Here is a 16,333-nt window from a genome sequence, read left to right as displayed (position 1 = left end):
TAGATTTCTAGATCTTTTTTGCAGGTAAAGGACTTAAATGTTCATGAATAAGCAACCATTCAGTAGATTCTTTGACGAATACATTTGTCGCTCTTCCTTGCCCGCTGGTATACTCGCCATTCATATAGCCTTCATAGCAATATGTATACGTGCAGGTTGCAGAGTCATTCCCTACATGTAGCCATTGAATATCTTGGGCTTTATAAATCTCGTTTTGAATGATGGACCAAGCGTTTTCAAAATATGCTTGTATTTCCTGGTGAGTAGTACAGGTGTGATTGGAAAAGTAGTAAATGGCATTTGGGTGCAGTAATTTTTTCACTTCACTAAAGTTGTGGGTGTTCGTTGCCCCTATATATTTATCTAATATCTCCATGTACGTACCCTTCCTTTATTTTGAATTTTACGTTAAATTATAATTTTTTAACTATCATTTATCAAGATTGATAGTGAAAATAGTTCAAAATATCTTTTACTCTATAAAAGTAAGGAACTAGGTTTACTTCCGAAGTGGTGAATGGAGGGTCAGTGCCCAAAATAGGAGTGCTAAAGCACTTACAGTAGCACCTAACAGACAGACTCCTATCCAGCCAGCATATGCGTAGATATTGGTCGAGGCGATTGAACCGGTGCGGTTGCTAACAATATTTCTACATAGCGTGACATAAAAGGGGCAGGAGCTGGTTTGGATAAATGAAGCGATCCTTGGGCTGCTTCAGCTTCTATATCTGGGGCATTACTTACATTGTTTAGATAAATTGGTCGACGCCGTTTTCTATGAGCTTCAGGAGGAAAAGCATGTGTCATTTTTTACCTTATCTTGATCATCTAGGAACCCCATTAAGGCCCGTAGGTATCCTGTTTTCTGTTTGTAATTAATTACCATAGCAAGAATGTGTAATAGCTATATTCTCCGTGAATTTTTTTTCCGATAAACATTAAAACAACGAAAAAAATGCATGGAGAGGAAACTTAAAAAATATGGCACGGAAATTTAAATTTACTTTGACGATCAGAAGAAAATTAATTTTCTCCTTTGCACTTATTTTAATCATTCCAAGTATCGTAATTGGCATGATGTCTTATCAAGTTGCAGCAGACAAAATGGAGGAGGAAATTAACAATTTCGGTATCAGAAGTGTTAATATGCTGGATCAAATTATCAACGATACGATTGATCCCAACATCCATGATATCACATACTTTTCCAAGCAAATCACCGCACCGCTTTTACAAGGGGGACTGCAAGCTCCCATAAGAGAAAGATTGAAGGAATATTACGCTCTGCATTCCGAATTGGTTAGTGTTTTCGTAGGAACCAAAGATGGAGTAATGATACAAGAGCCTATTCAGAAAATGACGGCCGACTATGATCCAAGGAACAGACCTTGGTACCAGGAAGCTGTCGCGAAAAAAGGACAAGCTATTATTACGAAGCCCTACGTATCGGCATCCACGGGCAAGGTGGTCGTAACCATTGCGAAAACACTTGAGGACAATTCCGGGGTAGTAGCAATGAATTTGAATTTAGATAATCTAGCCGAGATCGTCCACCAGGTTAAAATTGGGCAACAGGGCTACGCATTTATTGTCGATCAAACAGGCAAATATTTGGTTCATCCCACGATAAAAAGCGGAACTGATTTTAAGGAGAAATGGGAAGATGAGATATTTGCACAGAAGTCAGGTCAGATAAAACTAGATGAGTCAAATGAATTTATCGCATTTGAAACAAATAAAGTAACGGGTTGGAAGATAGCCGGAAATATGTTCGCCTCCGAGATTCAAGAAGCAGCTCAGCCTATCTTCACTCAAACTCTAGTTGTTATTGCAGTGGCTTTACTTGCAGGTACAATTTTGATGATCTTCGTCATTCTTTCCATTACCAAACCGTTGAAAAATTTAATAAAGGCTTCCCGTAAAATTAGTGAAGGGGATTTAACTGAAACGATTAGCGTGAACGGGGAGGACGAGATTGGATTACTGTCTCAATCGTTCCAGCAGATGCAGACTAATCTTCGCAATCTGATTGGGCAAGTAGGTTTTAGTGCAGATCAGGTAGCCGCTTCGGCTGAAGAGTTAACTGCAAATGCAGATCAGACAAGCAAAGCTACAGAGCAAATCAGCACGACGATCCAGTTATTAGCCTCCGGGGTAGAAAAGCAATTTCATAGCGTAGAAGAAACCTCGGAAACCGTACAGCGCATGTCACTGGGTGTAGAGCAAATGGCCTCCCATTCTGAAGAGGTAACAGCTAAAGCGATTGAAGCATCTGTGAAAGCAACAGAAGGCAGTCATTCGATTCAGACAGCAGTAGAACAGATGAGTTCCATTAATCATACAGTTAAAAAAGTGGCAAGTGTCATTAAGGGCTTGGGTGAGCGTTCCGAGGAAATCGGTAAAATTGTTGACGTTATCGCAAATATCGCTACTCAAACCAATTTGTTAGCATTAAATGCAGCTATTGAAGCAGCACGAGCAGGCGAGCATGGTCGGGGATTCGCTGTTGTTGCGAATGAAGTCCGATTATTAGCAGAGCAATCGACCCATTCGGCTGAACAAGTGGATAAGCTGATTATGAGCATTCAGGAAGAGACGAATCAAGCTGTCCATTCGATGGATTTGGCCACCCAAGAAGCGGAAGAGGGGATCAACCTGATTACTACGGCTGGAGATTCCTTCGAACTGATTCAAGTAACTGTAGAGCAGGTGACAGCCCAAATTCAGGAGGTTACAGCAGCGATTAAACAATTGTCAGAGGGATCGAAGGAAATGGTCAGTTCCATGGAAATGATTACGGAGGTAGCAGAAACAGCGGCATCAAGCACGCAGGAGGTTTCTGCATCAACAGAGGAACAGCTCGCGACAATGGAGGAAATCACCCATGCCGCTGCTTCCTTGGCAGGCATGGCTGAGGAGCTTCAGGGGTTATTGGCAAAATTTAAAATCTAGGGGAACGATCTAGGGAAATACAAAATGGAGAAAGCCGGTCATTTGTAGCTATCACCCTATGAGGGTGGAGAAGTAGTGATAGATCGTTTCTGATATTTTCCCCTCTTAGTAGACAGGAAGAAGCAAAACACCTTGCTGTATTGACTAAGAGGGGATTTTTTATAAGGAAACGGAACATATTTTTAGGCGATTTTTTGAAGAAATTAGGAAGGAAACCAAGAAGCGAAAGTGATGTATCAATAAGAATGAACTATATATATCTGTGTCTCTATATTCATTTTCCCCTTACAAAAGTGTAAGGTTTTTTTTTGATGGGAGCATAAAAAAATCGGGCCAAATGATGTGACATTTGCTTCAGGAGACTTTATTTTTAAAGTTACGGAGAATGAATAATTTATAGATTGAAATGACCTGCATTCACTAGGAGCCAGAACAACACTGACAGACTGGTTGTGACGGCATTGTAATAGTTGCTGTGGTACGACTGTAGGTATGTATATACGAAGAAAAGCATCTCGTTGAGGTGCTTTTCTTTTTTAAGTTACTTATTTTTACAATTGTTATATAATAATCAAGGATCAAAATGGGGACTATTGGTAGATGCAGACTAGTCCTCGAAGCAGATCACAGGTACTTCTTATATGTAGCTATGAAAATCACTGATAGGAGAAAATGAGATGAAATTGATGTTTTTCTTGCTTTTGATTCTGATTATAGGTGTTGCAATATTTCTGAAATTCGGGGGCTTCCTTAAAAAATCTCCAAATACGAGACAAATAACGACTGATATTGATCCATTGTCTATAGATATCCATGATATAGATAAAATGCTTGATGGCTCAGAATTTGAGATATATTTGTATAGACTGTTTCATGCATTAGGCTATAAAGAGGTTTATAAAACAGTGGGGAGCAGAGACTTTGGGGCTGACCTAGTTTTTACAGATCGCTCTGGGGTTCGTACTGTTGTGCAAGCGAAACGTTATAAGATTGATAATTTAGTAGGAATTAGCGGTGTGCAAGAGGTATATTCCTCAATGAGATTTTATAAAGCGAAGAAGTCCATTTTGATTGCAACATCTACATATACGGATTCATGTGAGACTCTGGCCGGGATTAACCATGTAAAATTGTTAGATCGTACGGATTTAATCTCCATTATCGCAGCTTTCAAACAAGGGAATCTAGAAAAGGCAAAAGATATAATTGAGGCAGAGCCAAGAGTAATTCTAGACTCATGGACTGATTATACAGATTCAAGTCGAGAAATGAAAAAGGATAAAAGGGCTGAAAAGCTAATACGTGGAATATGATTTTGGGTTTTGTTATTCAGTGGTATCTACATATTGACACTAGATATCGTTGTCTGATACATTTACTACGAAATTGAGAATCATTATCAAAATCCTTGTTGATACATATAGGGGAGAGATTCCATGTTAAGGAAAAAGTCATTTTTCTTCATTACAGCGATGCTTATCATGCTGTTGGTTCTGATGACTGCTTGTGACAGCACGACAAGCACGACAAGCAATAGTGCTTCTACAGCAAAGGAAAAGGAAACAACTGCTGAGGGAATGCGCAGCTTTGAAACGAAAAAGGGAGTTGTAAATATTCCAGTAAAACCAAAACGAATCGTTACTGATTTTTACGGTGGGGAATTGCTTTCTGTGGGGGCAAATGTTGTCGGTGTTGAGCCAACTGCTTTCAAAAATCCGTTCTTAACCGATCTCCTCAAAGGGGCTACTGATATCGGAGAGCCTATTAGTACAGAGAAAACATTGCAGCTAAAGCCTGATTTGATTGTTGTTATGAAGGATGAAAACTATGAAGCATTATCCAAAATTGCCCCTACCCTGCACATCCCATATGGGACGGCCACCAACATCTATGAAACAGTCAGATTGTTTGGTGACATTGCTGGAGAAAAGGAAAAGGCAGAGGAATTTATCGCTGCATTTGATAAAAAGGCTGTGGAGGGTCGCGAGAAGCTAAAGGGTGTTATTGACGAGAATGCAACCTTTGGACTTTATGAGCTGACCGATAAGGGAGAGCTGTGGATTTTCGGAGATAACGCTGGTCGAGGAGGACAGGCAATCTATAACGCACTGAAGCTTAAAATGCCGCATGCCAAGAATAAAGCAGAGGAACAGACGCTACAGCTATCTATGGAAATGCTACCGCAGTATGCTGCTGATTACATGTTCTTGACAACCTATGATCCTGAGAAAAAGGGAGAAGCATTAAAGCAATTAAAATCCTCAGCCGTTTGGAAAAATCTAAAGGCTTCTAAAAACAATACGTTATTCTATAACGATTTTGATACGTTTTATCGCTATGATCCAATCGCTATTACTGGACAGATTGATCTAATCGTTGACATGCTACTGGAAAGAAGCAAGGAAACGAAAAAGTAGCGAGCGGATTAACACCCCACTTGTAGAGCTAATGCTCTGGTGGGGTGTTTTCTATTTTGGGCGAGTACCCTATCAAAGAATATCGTCATTACCGTATAAAGTTACGAACTCTTGTCTTGTCATTCCGAAGCAGACGCCATCATAATAGGCTCCTTTTGTAAAAATGATATTTCGTAGTTGCCCTTCTTTAACGAATCCTAGTTTTTCATGCATGCAGATAGAAGGCTTATTAAACGAATAAACGGTAGTGTTCACTTTTTGATAGGACAGCTCTAGAAAGAAAAACCGCATAACCATCACGATCATTTCTGTAGCATAGCCCTTGCCTCGATGGGGATCAAAGACTGCTAAATAGTAATCGAACGTACCATTTCTCCTATCACAATCAAAGGTTTCGATCATGCCTACGACCTCGTCGTTTTGATCTATAGCAATAAACCGAAAAGCGTCTTCTTCCTCAGCTTGTTCCTCTAACCATTCCTTTCTTTTTGCTTGGGAACGAGGAAAGTGGAGTGAATTCATATTTCGTAGGATTTCATCATCTAATAAATCAAAAATACTCTCATCCTCAGGCTCCAATGCTCGTAAAGAAATCTTTTGTCCTGTCCAATAGGTGATAGCCATATTTCTCCTCCTGATATGTATTTGAATCAAAGGGCAAGCTAGTGCCACACAATGCCAATCCATTTACCTGAATGTTCAGACATATTTTTGGGATGCTTATCAAGAATGCTTCCGGGCTGGTTGTAATGACAGGCTGTTCTTGTACCTTATTTGCTATGGTGTTGCAATCGTGTATCTCAAAGCGAATCGTGGGTGGTGTCTTTGCTTGCTTAAAAATAACTTCTACCTGAGTCTGATAGATTCCTCTTGTCAGGTTGAATGGTTCACGCTCTACAGCTTGAACATCAATGAATTCTAGTTTTTTTCATCGGATGTTCCTTTGAAACGGAGACTATCATCTAATCTCTCATGAATGAGAAATTCTTTTTTGGTAATTTTTTTTCGACAAAAAAATGAATATCTTGCTTGACAGTCGTACATATACCTTAGTATAATTCGTAGTAATTTCAAAGGGAAATATATTCGGAATATTGAATGCGATGAATAGGAATAGTAAAGACATGTATTTGTGCAGAGAGCTATGGGTTGGTGCGACATAGTCAAATGACATCTTGAACTCGCCTAGGAGCAGTAAGGTGGAACGGAAGTATACTTCTTAGTAAATCTTAACGACTAACCTTCGATATCAGGTTTGTAATCAAACGATTACTGCTAAGGTGGATTCATTATGGAATCAATAAGAGTGGTACCGCGTTAAGTAAATGGCTTGGCGTCTCTTTATATAAAGAGATGCTAGGCCTTTTTTATTTTATACAGGAAGAAATGGAGGTTTTTTGGATTGATCAATAATATGTTTATTCATATAAAGTAATTTAATTAGGGGGAAATGTAATGAAACAGACGGAGCAATGGACGTCGAAATTAGGATTTATCATGGCTGCAGCAGGCTCTGCGATTGGTCTTGGCGCAATATGGAAGTTTCCGTATATTGCTGGAAAGAGCGGGGGAGGAGCATTCTTTTTAATCTTTATATTGTTTACTGTATTAATAGGTCTTCCGCTATTGATAGCTGAATTTATGATAGGGCGTAGTACACAAAAACAAGCAATTCAAGCTTTTAAAAATATTGCACCAAATACAGGATGGCACTGGATTGGACGGCTTGGGGTAGGTACTTGCTTTATCTTGCTATCATTCTACAGTGTTGTTGGTGGTTGGATATTAATCTATTTATTCAGAGGAATTACAGGACAGATTATTGCACCACAGCAAAATTATGCCGCACTATTTACAGAAACAATCGGGAACCCAGTTTGGGCCATTGTCGGGCATTTTGCTTTTATGTTTATTACGATATTTGTTGTATCAAAAGGTGTACAAAATGGAATTGAAAAAGCAAGTAAATACATGCTACCAGCATTGTTCATTCTATTTTTGGCTCTTATTATTCGTTCATTAACACTTGATGGTGCAATGAAGGGTGTTACGTTTTTCTTACAACCTGATTTCTCAAAAATTACTTCAGAAAGTATTTTATTCGCAATGGGTCAATCATTCTTTGCGATTAGTATTGGGATTTCCATTATGATTACGTATAGCTCTTATTTAAATAAAAAAGAAAGCTTGCCACGATCAGCCATAACGATTGTTGGATTGAATTTATTTGTTTCTCTTTTTGCCGGCCTTGCTATTTTTCCAGCAGTATTTTCATTGGGAGTGGAACCAACAGAGGGACCGGGATTGCTATTTATCATTTTGCCATCCGTGTTTAGCCAGATTCCATTTGGAAGCTTCTTCTTAACCGTATTTCTTGCACTATTCACCTTTGCAACTTTAACATCTGCATTTTCTTTACTTGAAACAGTTGTTTCAGCACTAGCGAATGGACAGCAAGAAAGAAGAAAAAAATTAGCATGGGTAATGGGGCTTTGCATTTTCTTAGTAGGTATTCCGTCAGCACTTTCATTTGGTATATGGAGTGATATTACCATCTTTGGTAAAAATATTTTTGATGCAGTAGACTTTTTCTCACTTAATATTTTAATGCCGCTTGGAGCTTTACTGATTAGTATTTTCGTATCGTTTAAAATGGAGAAAAAGATACTAGAAGCTGAATTCTTCGTAGGTGGAAACTACGGAAAGACCCTGTTTACTTGCTGGGTATTCTTGCTTCGATTTGTTGCTCCAGTTGCGATTATTATTGTTTTCTTGAATGCGGTTGGTATTATTCAGTTTTAAGAGTTTAAATATTCTGTAAAATTCTGACGTTATGTATTTTTCTAATCCTTTCCTTAAACATAGAAGAGCGGTACAGCCAGTATTTTAAAAAACACATTGAGTAAATCATAAAACAGTAAAAAGTCGATTTCCTGTATGCTACGGATAATCGACTTTTTGCTGTTCCTGCCTTTGTAGCGGTGAACGAGCTTACGTATGGCGTATTTTAGAGGTGTTGCAAAATCTAACTGATCTGGCAGCATTCCTAATGCATCTCCCGCAACGGGGATGAGCTGAATATTCAGCATGTTGGCTAACTCAATAAAATTGGGATAGGCATAGCTGTCCACTGCAATTTTGTCATCAGGTTGAAAAAGAGTAATCAAGATCAGTGTAAAAGAATTTTGTCCTCCGGAGGTTATAGAGATATTCTCCACATTGACGTCTAAGTTAAAGCGCTGTAGCCATTGTTTTGCTGCCATTCTATGATAAGCGATTCCTAATGGATGTCCGTAGTCGAGTAATTTTTCCAGATAATTTTTGGCAGTGAACTCTTAATTGCCTCAGCTACATATAGGTTAAAGGAATCTAATGGTTTTATAATGCCCATTTCAATATAATTCTTATTTGTGTCGCTTCTGCTATAAAAATAGTATTTCCGGCATTAGAAGAAACAAAGGTTCCACTGCCTGTGATCGCATAAATTAGTTTTTCATCTCGCAAATTTTAAAGGCCCTTGTGATGGTACTAAGGTTTATATCGAGATAATCGGCAAGTTCCCAAATTATCAAATGAATGAACTGGCATGTTGATTGAGCCTTTTGATAATTGTCTTGCATACAATTTTAACATTTTAACCATACGATTTGGGTGTTATAATCAGAACAAATAAAAATTGAAGAGTTGAAATTGCTGCCTAGCAAGTAATAAAATTTAAAATCTGCAAAAAGGATGGTATAGAAAGATGTCGCTAGAAAGAGTGAAATTATATTTTACACAATATGGTATGGAAGATAGAATTATAGAGGTTCCAAAATCTAGTGCAACAGTAGAACTGGCAGCCCAAGCCTTACACTGTGAGCCACAGAGAATCGCAAAAACACTTTCTTTTACATTAGAGAGCAGGGTTATACTGATTGTTGCAGCAGGTGACGGTAAAATTGATAATCAGAAATATAAACGCCAGTTTGGTGAAAAAGCGAAAATGCTTGACGCAAGTGAAGTAGAAACCCTAATTGGTCATGCGGTAGGCGGTGTATGCCCATTTGCAGTCAATAAAGGCGTTGAGGTTTATTTAGATCAATCACTGAAACGCTTTACAACGGTTTTTCCTGCCTGCGGTAGTGCAAATAGTGCCATTGAATTAACGATAGAAGAATTAGAAGAATATTCGCAATATATACAGTGGATTGATGTATGTAAAGGATGGGCGGATTCAAACTAGATTCAGTTTCTATGTAACATTCATAGGTCTTTTTGTGATTCTCATTACTTTTGGTCTTGTTGTGCGCAGAATCATTTTAATATGGATAGAACGATTCAATATATAAAACTAGTGCATTTCTTACTGAAAAAATATTTGAATTTTCGAAAATAAAAAAGGCTACTTCTTTACAAGAAAGATAGAGCCCACATCTGGGAAAGCGGAGATATCTGTACCGAGCTCTGCACAAGAGTACCTGAAGAACCATCCAGTTACGTTTGTTTGCATTTGGCCGAACGGTCATCAAGCTCCTGAGCTTGTCCATTTGCCATTACATCCCCAGATTTTTTTATCTCGAAAAGATAATTCGTAAAACGTAAAAAAGCCCTGAAGCAGATCAGGGCTTTTTACATGCTGGATTCATTTATTTTGTGATAATGAGCTATCTATTACTAGTTTTCATAGATTTGATACATCGACATGTTTTCATCATCCATCGCCTTGCTTACTTGGAAGGCCTCTTGAATGCTTTTCTTGTTTTGGATGATCTCGTAAAAGAATCGCAAAACAAATAGTAGCGCGGCATTTCCATCTGGATAGTCGTTTGGACCAATATACGTTTGGCATCCACAATGTAGGAATGCTTTTGCCAGTTCAGGATCGCCTAACGAACATCCGTTAGCAATAACGATTTTCCCTTCCAATCTGGCCGAACGGGAAATTTCCTCTGGACCAAAGTTGCCCGGCACCTCATCTGCATCATACACGTCTTCTCCTAGCTCCGGCATGATGAATTTCCCTTCATCTCCGTGGAAGTTTAGAATAATCATGTCAGTATTGGGATATAAGTCCTCACCTGATAAGATGGCAGTGAAATCATTTGGTCTACCTATCCAATACGTAAAGACTCTTACGCCAAAATACTCCAAAGCAGCTCGGATTGCTTGTGTATCCATATCAGAATCAGGCCCACAAACTAAAGCAACATGCATTTCTGGTTTACTCATCATTGATTCCTCCATAATTTCATTTTCATAACGCTAAAATGAGTGGATATGGAGGAGGTGCTCGTGCTTTAAAGAAGCTGACAACACGTTACTTCTTATTCGGCTTCATATGCAAACTCCTTTTGTAATAATATTTATTATTTTATCAAATATAGCATAATAAAGATGAATAGTGCAAATATTTGGTGTATTATTTGGTAGGTACTTAAAAAGAAATGAGGATTCTAGCTATGGATGAAAAGATACCAAAAAAGATTAGACCTTTATTACAAGAGTATAGTGACTTAATCATGTCTGAATTAACTGATGTGATAGAAGGGATTTATTTATATGGTTCGATCGCTTTGTCAGCATTTGATGAGTATAAAAGTGATATAGATTTCATGACAATTGTAAAAAGAAGATTAACGCACGAAGAGCTTGAAATAGTAAGCAAGCTACATCATAAGCTAAAGAAGGATAATCCACTGGCCCAAAAATTGGATGGTATGTATATCAGCCTTGATGACATTGGACGAGATAATAAATCCTTACAGCCTTACCCATGCTGCGCTAGTGGAGTTTTTAAAAAAGAGGGGCACTGGGATAGTAATCATGTGACGTGGTGGACATTAAAGCATTATGGAATAACGATTGCGGGTAAAAGGATAGATGAATTAGGAATTGCTACAGAGTGGCAGGATGTTCATGCGACAATGCATTATAACATAAATGAATATTGGGCCCAAAAGGGGAAAAGCCGGATTTTTTTCTTGTTTGATGTGTGGATTGAAGACGCTGTAGTAACCTTGTGCCGAATTTATTACACCCTAAAGTTTCAAGAAATTATTCCAAAGAATAAAGCGGTAGAGCATGCGCTTCAAGCTCTGCCCTCTGACTGGCACCTACTTCTTAGAGAAACCTTGAGAATTCGTAACAGAAAAAATGAACCATCGTATTTTTCTTCTAGAATAAAGAGAGCGCGTGAAGCAAGAAATTTTATAGCATACATGATTACTTTTTGTAATCTGCATTTTTTTACTAGTGATAGTCATTTGGAATTATAGGACGGAATAGAATATTGACAAGGATAATGATTATCACTATCATTTAATTATGAAAATATTTCCAACAGATTGATCACTTCCCAGATGATGTATAATTCGCTCAGTTGGTTTTCTACCATACTTTTAAGTAATAAGTTGTCGGTTTGCTGCTATGTGCTTTTCGCAACCTGCTTGTCAGCTGTGGGATGGAAATTAAGATGGAAGGGGAAGAGAATAGATGAAAAGCACAGAAAATCAAGACTATATTCCGGCTTTAAAATTTCATTGGTTGACCCGATTGTATGATCCTTCGTTGTGGGGAATGAAGGAAGTAGCCTTCAAAGGGCATCTTGTGAGTCAAGCGAATTTGATGTCGGAGCAACGCATCTTGGATTTGGCTTGCGGAACAGGTACCTTAACTCTTATGCTCAAACAGGCACAGCCGAATGCAGAGGTAATTGGACTAGATGCTGATCCGAACATACTATCCATAGCTAGAAATAAGGCAGAGGAACATCAGGTAGCTCTTACCTTTCGACAAGGAATGTCGTGTGAGCTACCCTTTGAGGATAATCACCTCGATCACGTTTTTTCTAGTCTGTTTTTCCATCATCTTACTCGAGAGATGAAGTGTAGTACGATACAAGAATTATTGCGAACCCTGCGTCCGGGCGGAGAAGTACACATCATTGACTTTGGCAAGCCTCATAATGCAGTAATGAGGGCAGCGTTTTTTACCGTTCAGCTATTAGATGGTTTTGAGACTACAGCAGATCATGTTACAGATGTTATTCCTGAACTTCTTGAAGACACCGGGTTTGAGAATGTTCGACCAGTAGGTGATTTTAAGACAAGAGCAGGATCCCTTCGTGCCTACTCAGCAAGAAAACCCGCCTAAATAGGGGCGGTTTTTTTTGTTTTTTCCAGACTTATTTTTACAATGGAAAAAAATCCGTGAAGTGGTTGCCTTTCACCGGCAAGTGGCAGAGAAAATGTAGTCGAACAGCTATCATTATCATGTAACGGTACACGATTCATTTCATTTTGGCAAAAAGAAGAAGGGAGGGAATCGGATGAAGCAAAAAACGGGAGTTCCTCGACTGCTTGAAATCGCGGGCGAAAAACGCGGATTATTAATCGTCTCGGCTTTGCTTTCTACAGTGAGTGCAATCAGTATGCTGGTGCCTTATGCGTCGGTTTACTTTATTTTAAAGGAATTATTGGAGTATGCTTCCAATCCTGTCTTGGCCAATGGGGATGTAATGATTCGTTGGGGTGTTATCGCCTTGCTTGGCGTTCTCGTGAGTCTAGTAACAATGTATGCAGGGGGAATGGCTTCGCATCTTGCGGCATTTCGCATTTTGTACGGTTTGCGTGTTCGTCTCGCTTCCCATATTGGAAAATTACCACTGGGTTGGTTAAGCGGAACCTCTACAGGTGCTGTTAAAAAAACGCTGGAGCAAAATGTAGAAAAGGTAGAGACATTTATCGCTCATCAGCTACCAGACTTAGTCCACGTGCTGGTTACCACGATTCTGATGATTATTGTCATGTTTTACCTCAATATTTGGCTTGCGGTTGCTTGCATGATACCTATTTTAATTGGATTCGGTGCGCAGTTATTTCTCATGACTGGCCCCAAAATGAAAGATAGTATCAAGCTTTATTATGACTTACTGGAGAGGATGAATGGCTCCGCTGTCCAATATGTGAGAGGGATGCCAGCTATCAAGGTTTTTGGACAGACTGTGCATTCGTTCCGCAAGTTCCATGTCGATATGATTCTTTATCGTGATTATTGCGTGAATGTTACGAATCAGGTGGAAAAGGGATTCTTGATTTTCAAGGTGACACTGGGCTCTTTTGCGGCATTTTTTTTGCCAGTCGGAGTTTTTCTGCTAAGTAGTCAGCCAGAAAGCATCGCATTTGCTTCCACACTGTTGTTTTTTTTAGTGATGGCCCCTGGGATTTCTTCTTCCATGTTTAAAATAATGTATTTGACATCAACATTGCGGGAAATAAGTGAGGGGGTAGTGCGAGTTGATCAGATATTAGCAGAAAAGCCAATCCCAGAGCCTGAAAATCCGCAGAAACCACGCAGGTTTGATATTCAATTTGATCATGTTTGTTTTTCGTATCCATCCAGTGAAAAATCTACTAACAGCTCTTCTGCCATCTTTACTGGTGACGAAATACTCTCGCAGATTTCCTTTACAGCGAAGCAGAATCAAGTGACGGCTTTAGTGGGACCCTCGGGTGCTGGTAAGTCAACGGTTGCAAATCTGGTGCCGCGCTTTTGGGATGTAACGGAGGGAGCGATCAGAATTGGGGGAGTGGATATTAGAGAAATAGCAGGTAAGGACCTGATGAATACGGTGGCGTTTGTCTTTCAGGAGACCTTTTTGTTCTACGATACCGTATTTCATAATATTGCAGTCGGAAGCCCCCATGCCTCTTTAGAGCTGGTGATGGTGGCAGCCCGGGCGGCGCAGTGTCATGAATTTATCAGCAAGCTTCCCAATGGTTACGATACATTGATCGGAGAAGGTGGCGTGTATCTATCTGGCGGAGAAGAACAACGTATTGCTGTGGCTAGAGCGATCCTAAAAAACGCTCCTGTGCTGGTGCTAGATGAGGCGACGGCTTTTGCTGATCCGGAGAATGAATACGAGATGCAGCTTGCTCTCAAAGAACTGATTAAGGGAAAAACGGTTATTGTTATCGCCCATCGACTGTCTACCATTCGAGATGCTGATCAAATCATCGTGCTGCATGAGGGGCGTATTTCAGAACAGGGAAAACATGATGAATTATTGGCCTCTAAAGGGTTGTACAATCGAATGTGGCGTACGTATATAGACGCAGAGCAATGGCAGATAGGGATGGAAGAGGAGGGAAGCATAGGTCATGAGCATGTTGCACAACATCACAGTGGGTAATCCTAAAATGCTGATTAAGCCAGTCGTCTATACCACACTGGCTAACCTCGTAGGAATTCTGCCATTTATACTATTGGTGGAAGCAGCACGTCTGATCTTCCAGTCTTTTACCAGCTCAGGCGTGGAAATGGATTTTGCGAGGCTATGGTGGGTATGCGCAGGTCTGGGGGTTTCCATTGTCTTCTTGTATTTGTGTGAGCTTCCGGCATACCGAGCACAATTTCGTGGAGCTTATAACGCAGCGGTGGATGGCAGAACCAGGTTGGCAGAACATGTAAGAAAGCTATCGCTGGGATTTTTAAACAAACGTGACCCAGGGGACCTTGCCAACATGATGATGGGAGATATCTCATTAGTAGAGCATGGGATTTCTCATGTTGTTCCACAGATGATCGGCGCACTCATTATGCCTTTTCTTGCTCTGATAGGGCTGTCTATATTAGACTGGCGCATGGCGGCGGCTATGTTTTTGGTATTTCCAATAGCGATCGCCCTAGTACTCATGACTTCTAAATTACAACGCAAGCTTGGCAGTCAGCATATGCGAGCCAAGGTAGATGCGGCTAATCGTTTGCAGGAATATTTACACGGGATTCGAGTGATTAAGGCCTATAATTTGACGGGTGAAAAATTTGTACGTCTGGAAAACTCATTTAAAGAGTTGATGAAGCGCAGTCTCCTCATCGAGGGTTTGCTTGGACCGATTGTATTGAGTGCGATTGCATGCTTACGAGCAGGGCTTACTGTCATGGTGATTGTAGGCGTTCATTTATTGCTTGGAGGCAGTCTTGATCTCATGACATTTGTTACTTTCTTACTTGTTGGTACACGAATTTTCGAGCCCTTAACAGTTGCGCTTATCAATTATGCGGAATTTGGTTATCATGAGCAGGCAGGGGAACGCATTGTGCAATTGTTAAATGAGCCGGTTATGTCTGGAGAGCTTTTGCCCCCAGAGTGCCACGATGTTGAATTAAACAACGTTACCTTTGGTTATCAGGATAAAGCTGTGCTACGTGAGGTGAGCTTACGGATGCAGGCAGGCTCTTTTACCGCATTGGTCGGACCGTCAGGAAGCGGGAAAAGTACGGTTCTTCGCTTGATTGCTCGCTTTTATGATCCTGACCAGGGGACAGTTACCCTGGGAGGCGAGGATATCCGCCGTATGAACCCTGAGGAGCTATTACGCAAGGTATCTATGGTTTTTCAGGATGTGTATCTGTTCCAAGATACCATTGCAAATAACATTAGATTTGGCAAAAGTGATGCATCCCAGCATGAGATTGAGGAAGCGGCTAGACTTGCCTGCTGCCATGATTTTATCGTAAAGCTACCACATGGATATGATACGTTGGTTGGAGAAGGCGGAAGTACGCTTTCAGGCGGCGAAAAGCAACGTATCTCGATTGCACGAGCTATTTTAAAAAACGCTCCCATTGTTTTATTGGATGAAGCAACTGCATCACTGGATCCTGAGAATGAGGCGGAGATTCAAAAGGCGATTGACCAGCTTGTGCGAGGGAGGACTGTCATTGCGATTGCTCATCGGTTAAAAACAGTGAAGGCTGCAAGCCAAATCGTTGTGTTGGAGAACGGACAGATCAAAGAACAGGGGAAACATGACGAACTCCTCGCGTTAGACGGGCTGTATGCACGCATGTGGAGATTGCAACAAGAAGCTCGTGGATGGGGCGTATCCAATTAAGTAGATTGTTTTCTATATCAATAAATTGTAAAGAGTAAAGCCAAGACCTGAGGCATCGTACCTCAGGCCTTATTTTTTATACAA

14 protein-coding genes and 1 other annotated feature are annotated in these 16,333 nt (G+C 40.1%); of the genes, 9 read left to right on the top strand and 5 right to left on the bottom strand.

Going from position 1 to position 16,333, the window contains the following annotated elements; all coding sequences use genetic code 11:
- Positions 1-7: 7 nt before the first annotated feature.
- Both AYJ08_RS00775 and AYJ08_RS00770 read right to left on the bottom strand, forming a co-directional pair.
- Positions 8-376, bottom strand: coding sequence for a YybH family protein (locus AYJ08_RS00775; protein ID WP_064016193.1), 369 nt, complete (start codon positions 374-376; stop codon positions 8-10).
- A gap of 206 nt (positions 377-582) precedes the next feature.
- A complete protein-coding gene (locus tag AYJ08_RS00770; protein ID WP_064016192.1) occupies positions 583-807 on the bottom strand; it encodes a hypothetical protein in 225 nt (74 codons plus the stop codon).
- Positions 808-981: 174 nt separating this feature from the next.
- Between AYJ08_RS00770 and AYJ08_RS00765 the strand changes: the two genes are divergently transcribed.
- From AYJ08_RS00765 to AYJ08_RS00755, 3 genes are all read left to right on the top strand, one after another.
- A complete protein-coding gene (locus tag AYJ08_RS00765; protein ID WP_064016191.1) occupies positions 982-2,952 on the top strand; it encodes a methyl-accepting chemotaxis protein in 1,971 nt (656 codons plus the stop codon).
- Between the two features lie 677 nt (positions 2,953-3,629).
- On the top strand, positions 3,630-4,265 hold the full coding sequence (locus tag AYJ08_RS00760; RefSeq protein WP_082890819.1) for a restriction endonuclease: 636 nt from the start codon (positions 3,630-3,632) through the stop codon (positions 4,263-4,265).
- Between the two features lie 123 nt (positions 4,266-4,388).
- Complete coding sequence (locus AYJ08_RS00755) at positions 4,389-5,369, top strand: ABC transporter substrate-binding protein (RefSeq protein WP_064016190.1); 981 nt, start codon at positions 4,389-4,391, stop codon at positions 5,367-5,369.
- Between the two features lie 72 nt (positions 5,370-5,441).
- Here AYJ08_RS00755 and AYJ08_RS00750 read toward each other — a convergent pair whose 3' ends face one another.
- On the bottom strand, positions 5,442-5,993 hold the full coding sequence (locus tag AYJ08_RS00750; RefSeq protein ID WP_064016189.1) for a GNAT family N-acetyltransferase: 552 nt from the start codon (positions 5,991-5,993) through the stop codon (positions 5,442-5,444).
- 470 nt (positions 5,994-6,463) lie between these two features.
- Positions 6,464-6,713 (top strand) — a binding site (T-box leader).
- A 111-nt stretch (positions 6,714-6,824) separates the two neighbouring features.
- On the opposite strand from AYJ08_RS00750, the gene AYJ08_RS00745 reads away from it, so the two are divergent.
- Positions 6,825-8,171: a sodium-dependent transporter gene (locus tag AYJ08_RS00745; RefSeq protein WP_064016188.1), complete on the top strand. Its 1,347-nt coding sequence runs from the start codon at positions 6,825-6,827 to the stop codon at positions 8,169-8,171.
- A gap of 53 nt (positions 8,172-8,224) precedes the next feature.
- Here the strand turns inward: AYJ08_RS00745 and AYJ08_RS23720 are convergent, their stop codons facing one another.
- Positions 8,225-8,632: an aminotransferase class I/II-fold pyridoxal phosphate-dependent enzyme gene (locus tag AYJ08_RS23720; RefSeq protein WP_231928956.1), complete on the bottom strand. Its 408-nt coding sequence runs from the start codon at positions 8,630-8,632 to the stop codon at positions 8,225-8,227.
- A gap of 482 nt (positions 8,633-9,114) precedes the next feature.
- Between AYJ08_RS23720 and AYJ08_RS00730 the strand changes: the two genes are divergently transcribed.
- Positions 9,115-9,594, top strand: a complete 480-nt coding sequence (locus tag AYJ08_RS00730; RefSeq protein WP_064016187.1) for a YbaK/EbsC family protein — start codon at positions 9,115-9,117, stop codon at positions 9,592-9,594.
- Between the two features lie 431 nt (positions 9,595-10,025).
- Here AYJ08_RS00730 and AYJ08_RS00725 read toward each other — a convergent pair whose 3' ends face one another.
- Entirely contained in the window at positions 10,026-10,580 is a 555-nt protein-coding gene (locus tag AYJ08_RS00725; RefSeq protein ID WP_064016186.1) for a hypothetical protein, read from the bottom strand.
- A 230-nt stretch (positions 10,581-10,810) separates the two neighbouring features.
- Between AYJ08_RS00725 and AYJ08_RS00720 the strand changes: the two genes are divergently transcribed.
- The 4 genes from AYJ08_RS00720 to AYJ08_RS00705 all read left to right on the top strand — a co-directional run bounded on the left by AYJ08_RS00720 (position 10,811) and on the right by AYJ08_RS00705 (position 16,249).
- Complete coding sequence (locus tag AYJ08_RS00720) at positions 10,811-11,626, top strand: aminoglycoside adenylyltransferase domain-containing protein (RefSeq protein WP_064016185.1); 816 nt, start codon at positions 10,811-10,813, stop codon at positions 11,624-11,626.
- A 217-nt stretch (positions 11,627-11,843) separates the two neighbouring features.
- Positions 11,844-12,503 (top strand): class I SAM-dependent methyltransferase, encoded by a 660-nt coding sequence (locus AYJ08_RS00715; RefSeq protein ID WP_064016184.1) that lies wholly within the window; start codon positions 11,844-11,846, stop codon positions 12,501-12,503.
- 175 nt (positions 12,504-12,678) lie between these two features.
- A complete protein-coding gene (locus AYJ08_RS00710; protein ID WP_064016183.1) occupies positions 12,679-14,544 on the top strand; it encodes an ABC transporter ATP-binding protein in 1,866 nt (621 codons plus the stop codon).
- A complete protein-coding gene (locus AYJ08_RS00705) occupies positions 14,513-16,249 on the top strand; it encodes an ABC transporter ATP-binding protein (protein WP_064016182.1) in 1,737 nt (578 codons plus the stop codon). Before AYJ08_RS00710 ends, AYJ08_RS00705 begins: the two co-directional genes overlap by 32 nt.
- The last annotated feature ends 84 nt before the right edge of the window (positions 16,250-16,333 follow it).

Source organism: Brevibacillus sp. SKDU10, from assembly GCF_001645205.1.
GTDB lineage: Bacteria > Bacillota > Bacilli > Brevibacillales > Brevibacillaceae > Brevibacillus_B > Brevibacillus_B halotolerans.
Note: the sequence above shows the minus strand (reverse complement) of the source record. Positions and strands in the feature narration are given on the sequence as shown.

What these genes read in the sequence shown, in the direction of transcription:
- AYJ08_RS00750 (WP_064016189.1), bottom strand. Translation starts at nt 5,993, where the DNA reads ATGGCTATCACCTATTGGACAGGACAAAAGATTTCTTTACGAGCATTG.
- AYJ08_RS00765 (WP_064016191.1), top strand. Translation starts at nt 982, where the DNA reads ATGGCACGGAAATTTAAATTTACTTTGACGATCAGAAGAAAATTAATT.
- AYJ08_RS00760 (WP_082890819.1), top strand. Translation starts at nt 3,630, where the DNA reads ATGAAATTGATGTTTTTCTTGCTTTTGATTCTGATTATAGGTGTTGCA.
- AYJ08_RS00730 (WP_064016187.1), top strand. Translation starts at nt 9,115, where the DNA reads ATGTCGCTAGAAAGAGTGAAATTATATTTTACACAATATGGTATGGAA.
- AYJ08_RS00710 (WP_064016183.1), top strand. Translation starts at nt 12,679, where the DNA reads ATGAAGCAAAAAACGGGAGTTCCTCGACTGCTTGAAATCGCGGGCGAA.
- AYJ08_RS00775 (WP_064016193.1), bottom strand. Translation starts at nt 376, where the DNA reads ATGGAGATATTAGATAAATATATAGGGGCAACGAACACCCACAACTTT.
- AYJ08_RS00745 (WP_064016188.1), top strand. Translation starts at nt 6,825, where the DNA reads ATGAAACAGACGGAGCAATGGACGTCGAAATTAGGATTTATCATGGCT.
- AYJ08_RS23720 (WP_231928956.1), bottom strand. Translation starts at nt 8,632, where the DNA reads ATGGCAGCAAAACAATGGCTACAGCGCTTTAACTTAGACGTCAATGTG.
- AYJ08_RS00725 (WP_064016186.1), bottom strand. Translation starts at nt 10,580, where the DNA reads ATGAGTAAACCAGAAATGCATGTTGCTTTAGTTTGTGGGCCTGATTCT.
- AYJ08_RS00705 (WP_064016182.1), top strand. Translation starts at nt 14,513, where the DNA reads ATGAGCATGTTGCACAACATCACAGTGGGTAATCCTAAAATGCTGATT.
- AYJ08_RS00720 (WP_064016185.1), top strand. Translation starts at nt 10,811, where the DNA reads ATGGATGAAAAGATACCAAAAAAGATTAGACCTTTATTACAAGAGTAT.
- AYJ08_RS00715 (WP_064016184.1), top strand. Translation starts at nt 11,844, where the DNA reads ATGAAAAGCACAGAAAATCAAGACTATATTCCGGCTTTAAAATTTCAT.
- AYJ08_RS00755 (WP_064016190.1), top strand. Translation starts at nt 4,389, where the DNA reads ATGTTAAGGAAAAAGTCATTTTTCTTCATTACAGCGATGCTTATCATG.
- AYJ08_RS00770 (WP_064016192.1), bottom strand. Translation starts at nt 807, where the DNA reads ATGACACATGCTTTTCCTCCTGAAGCTCATAGAAAACGGCGTCGACCA.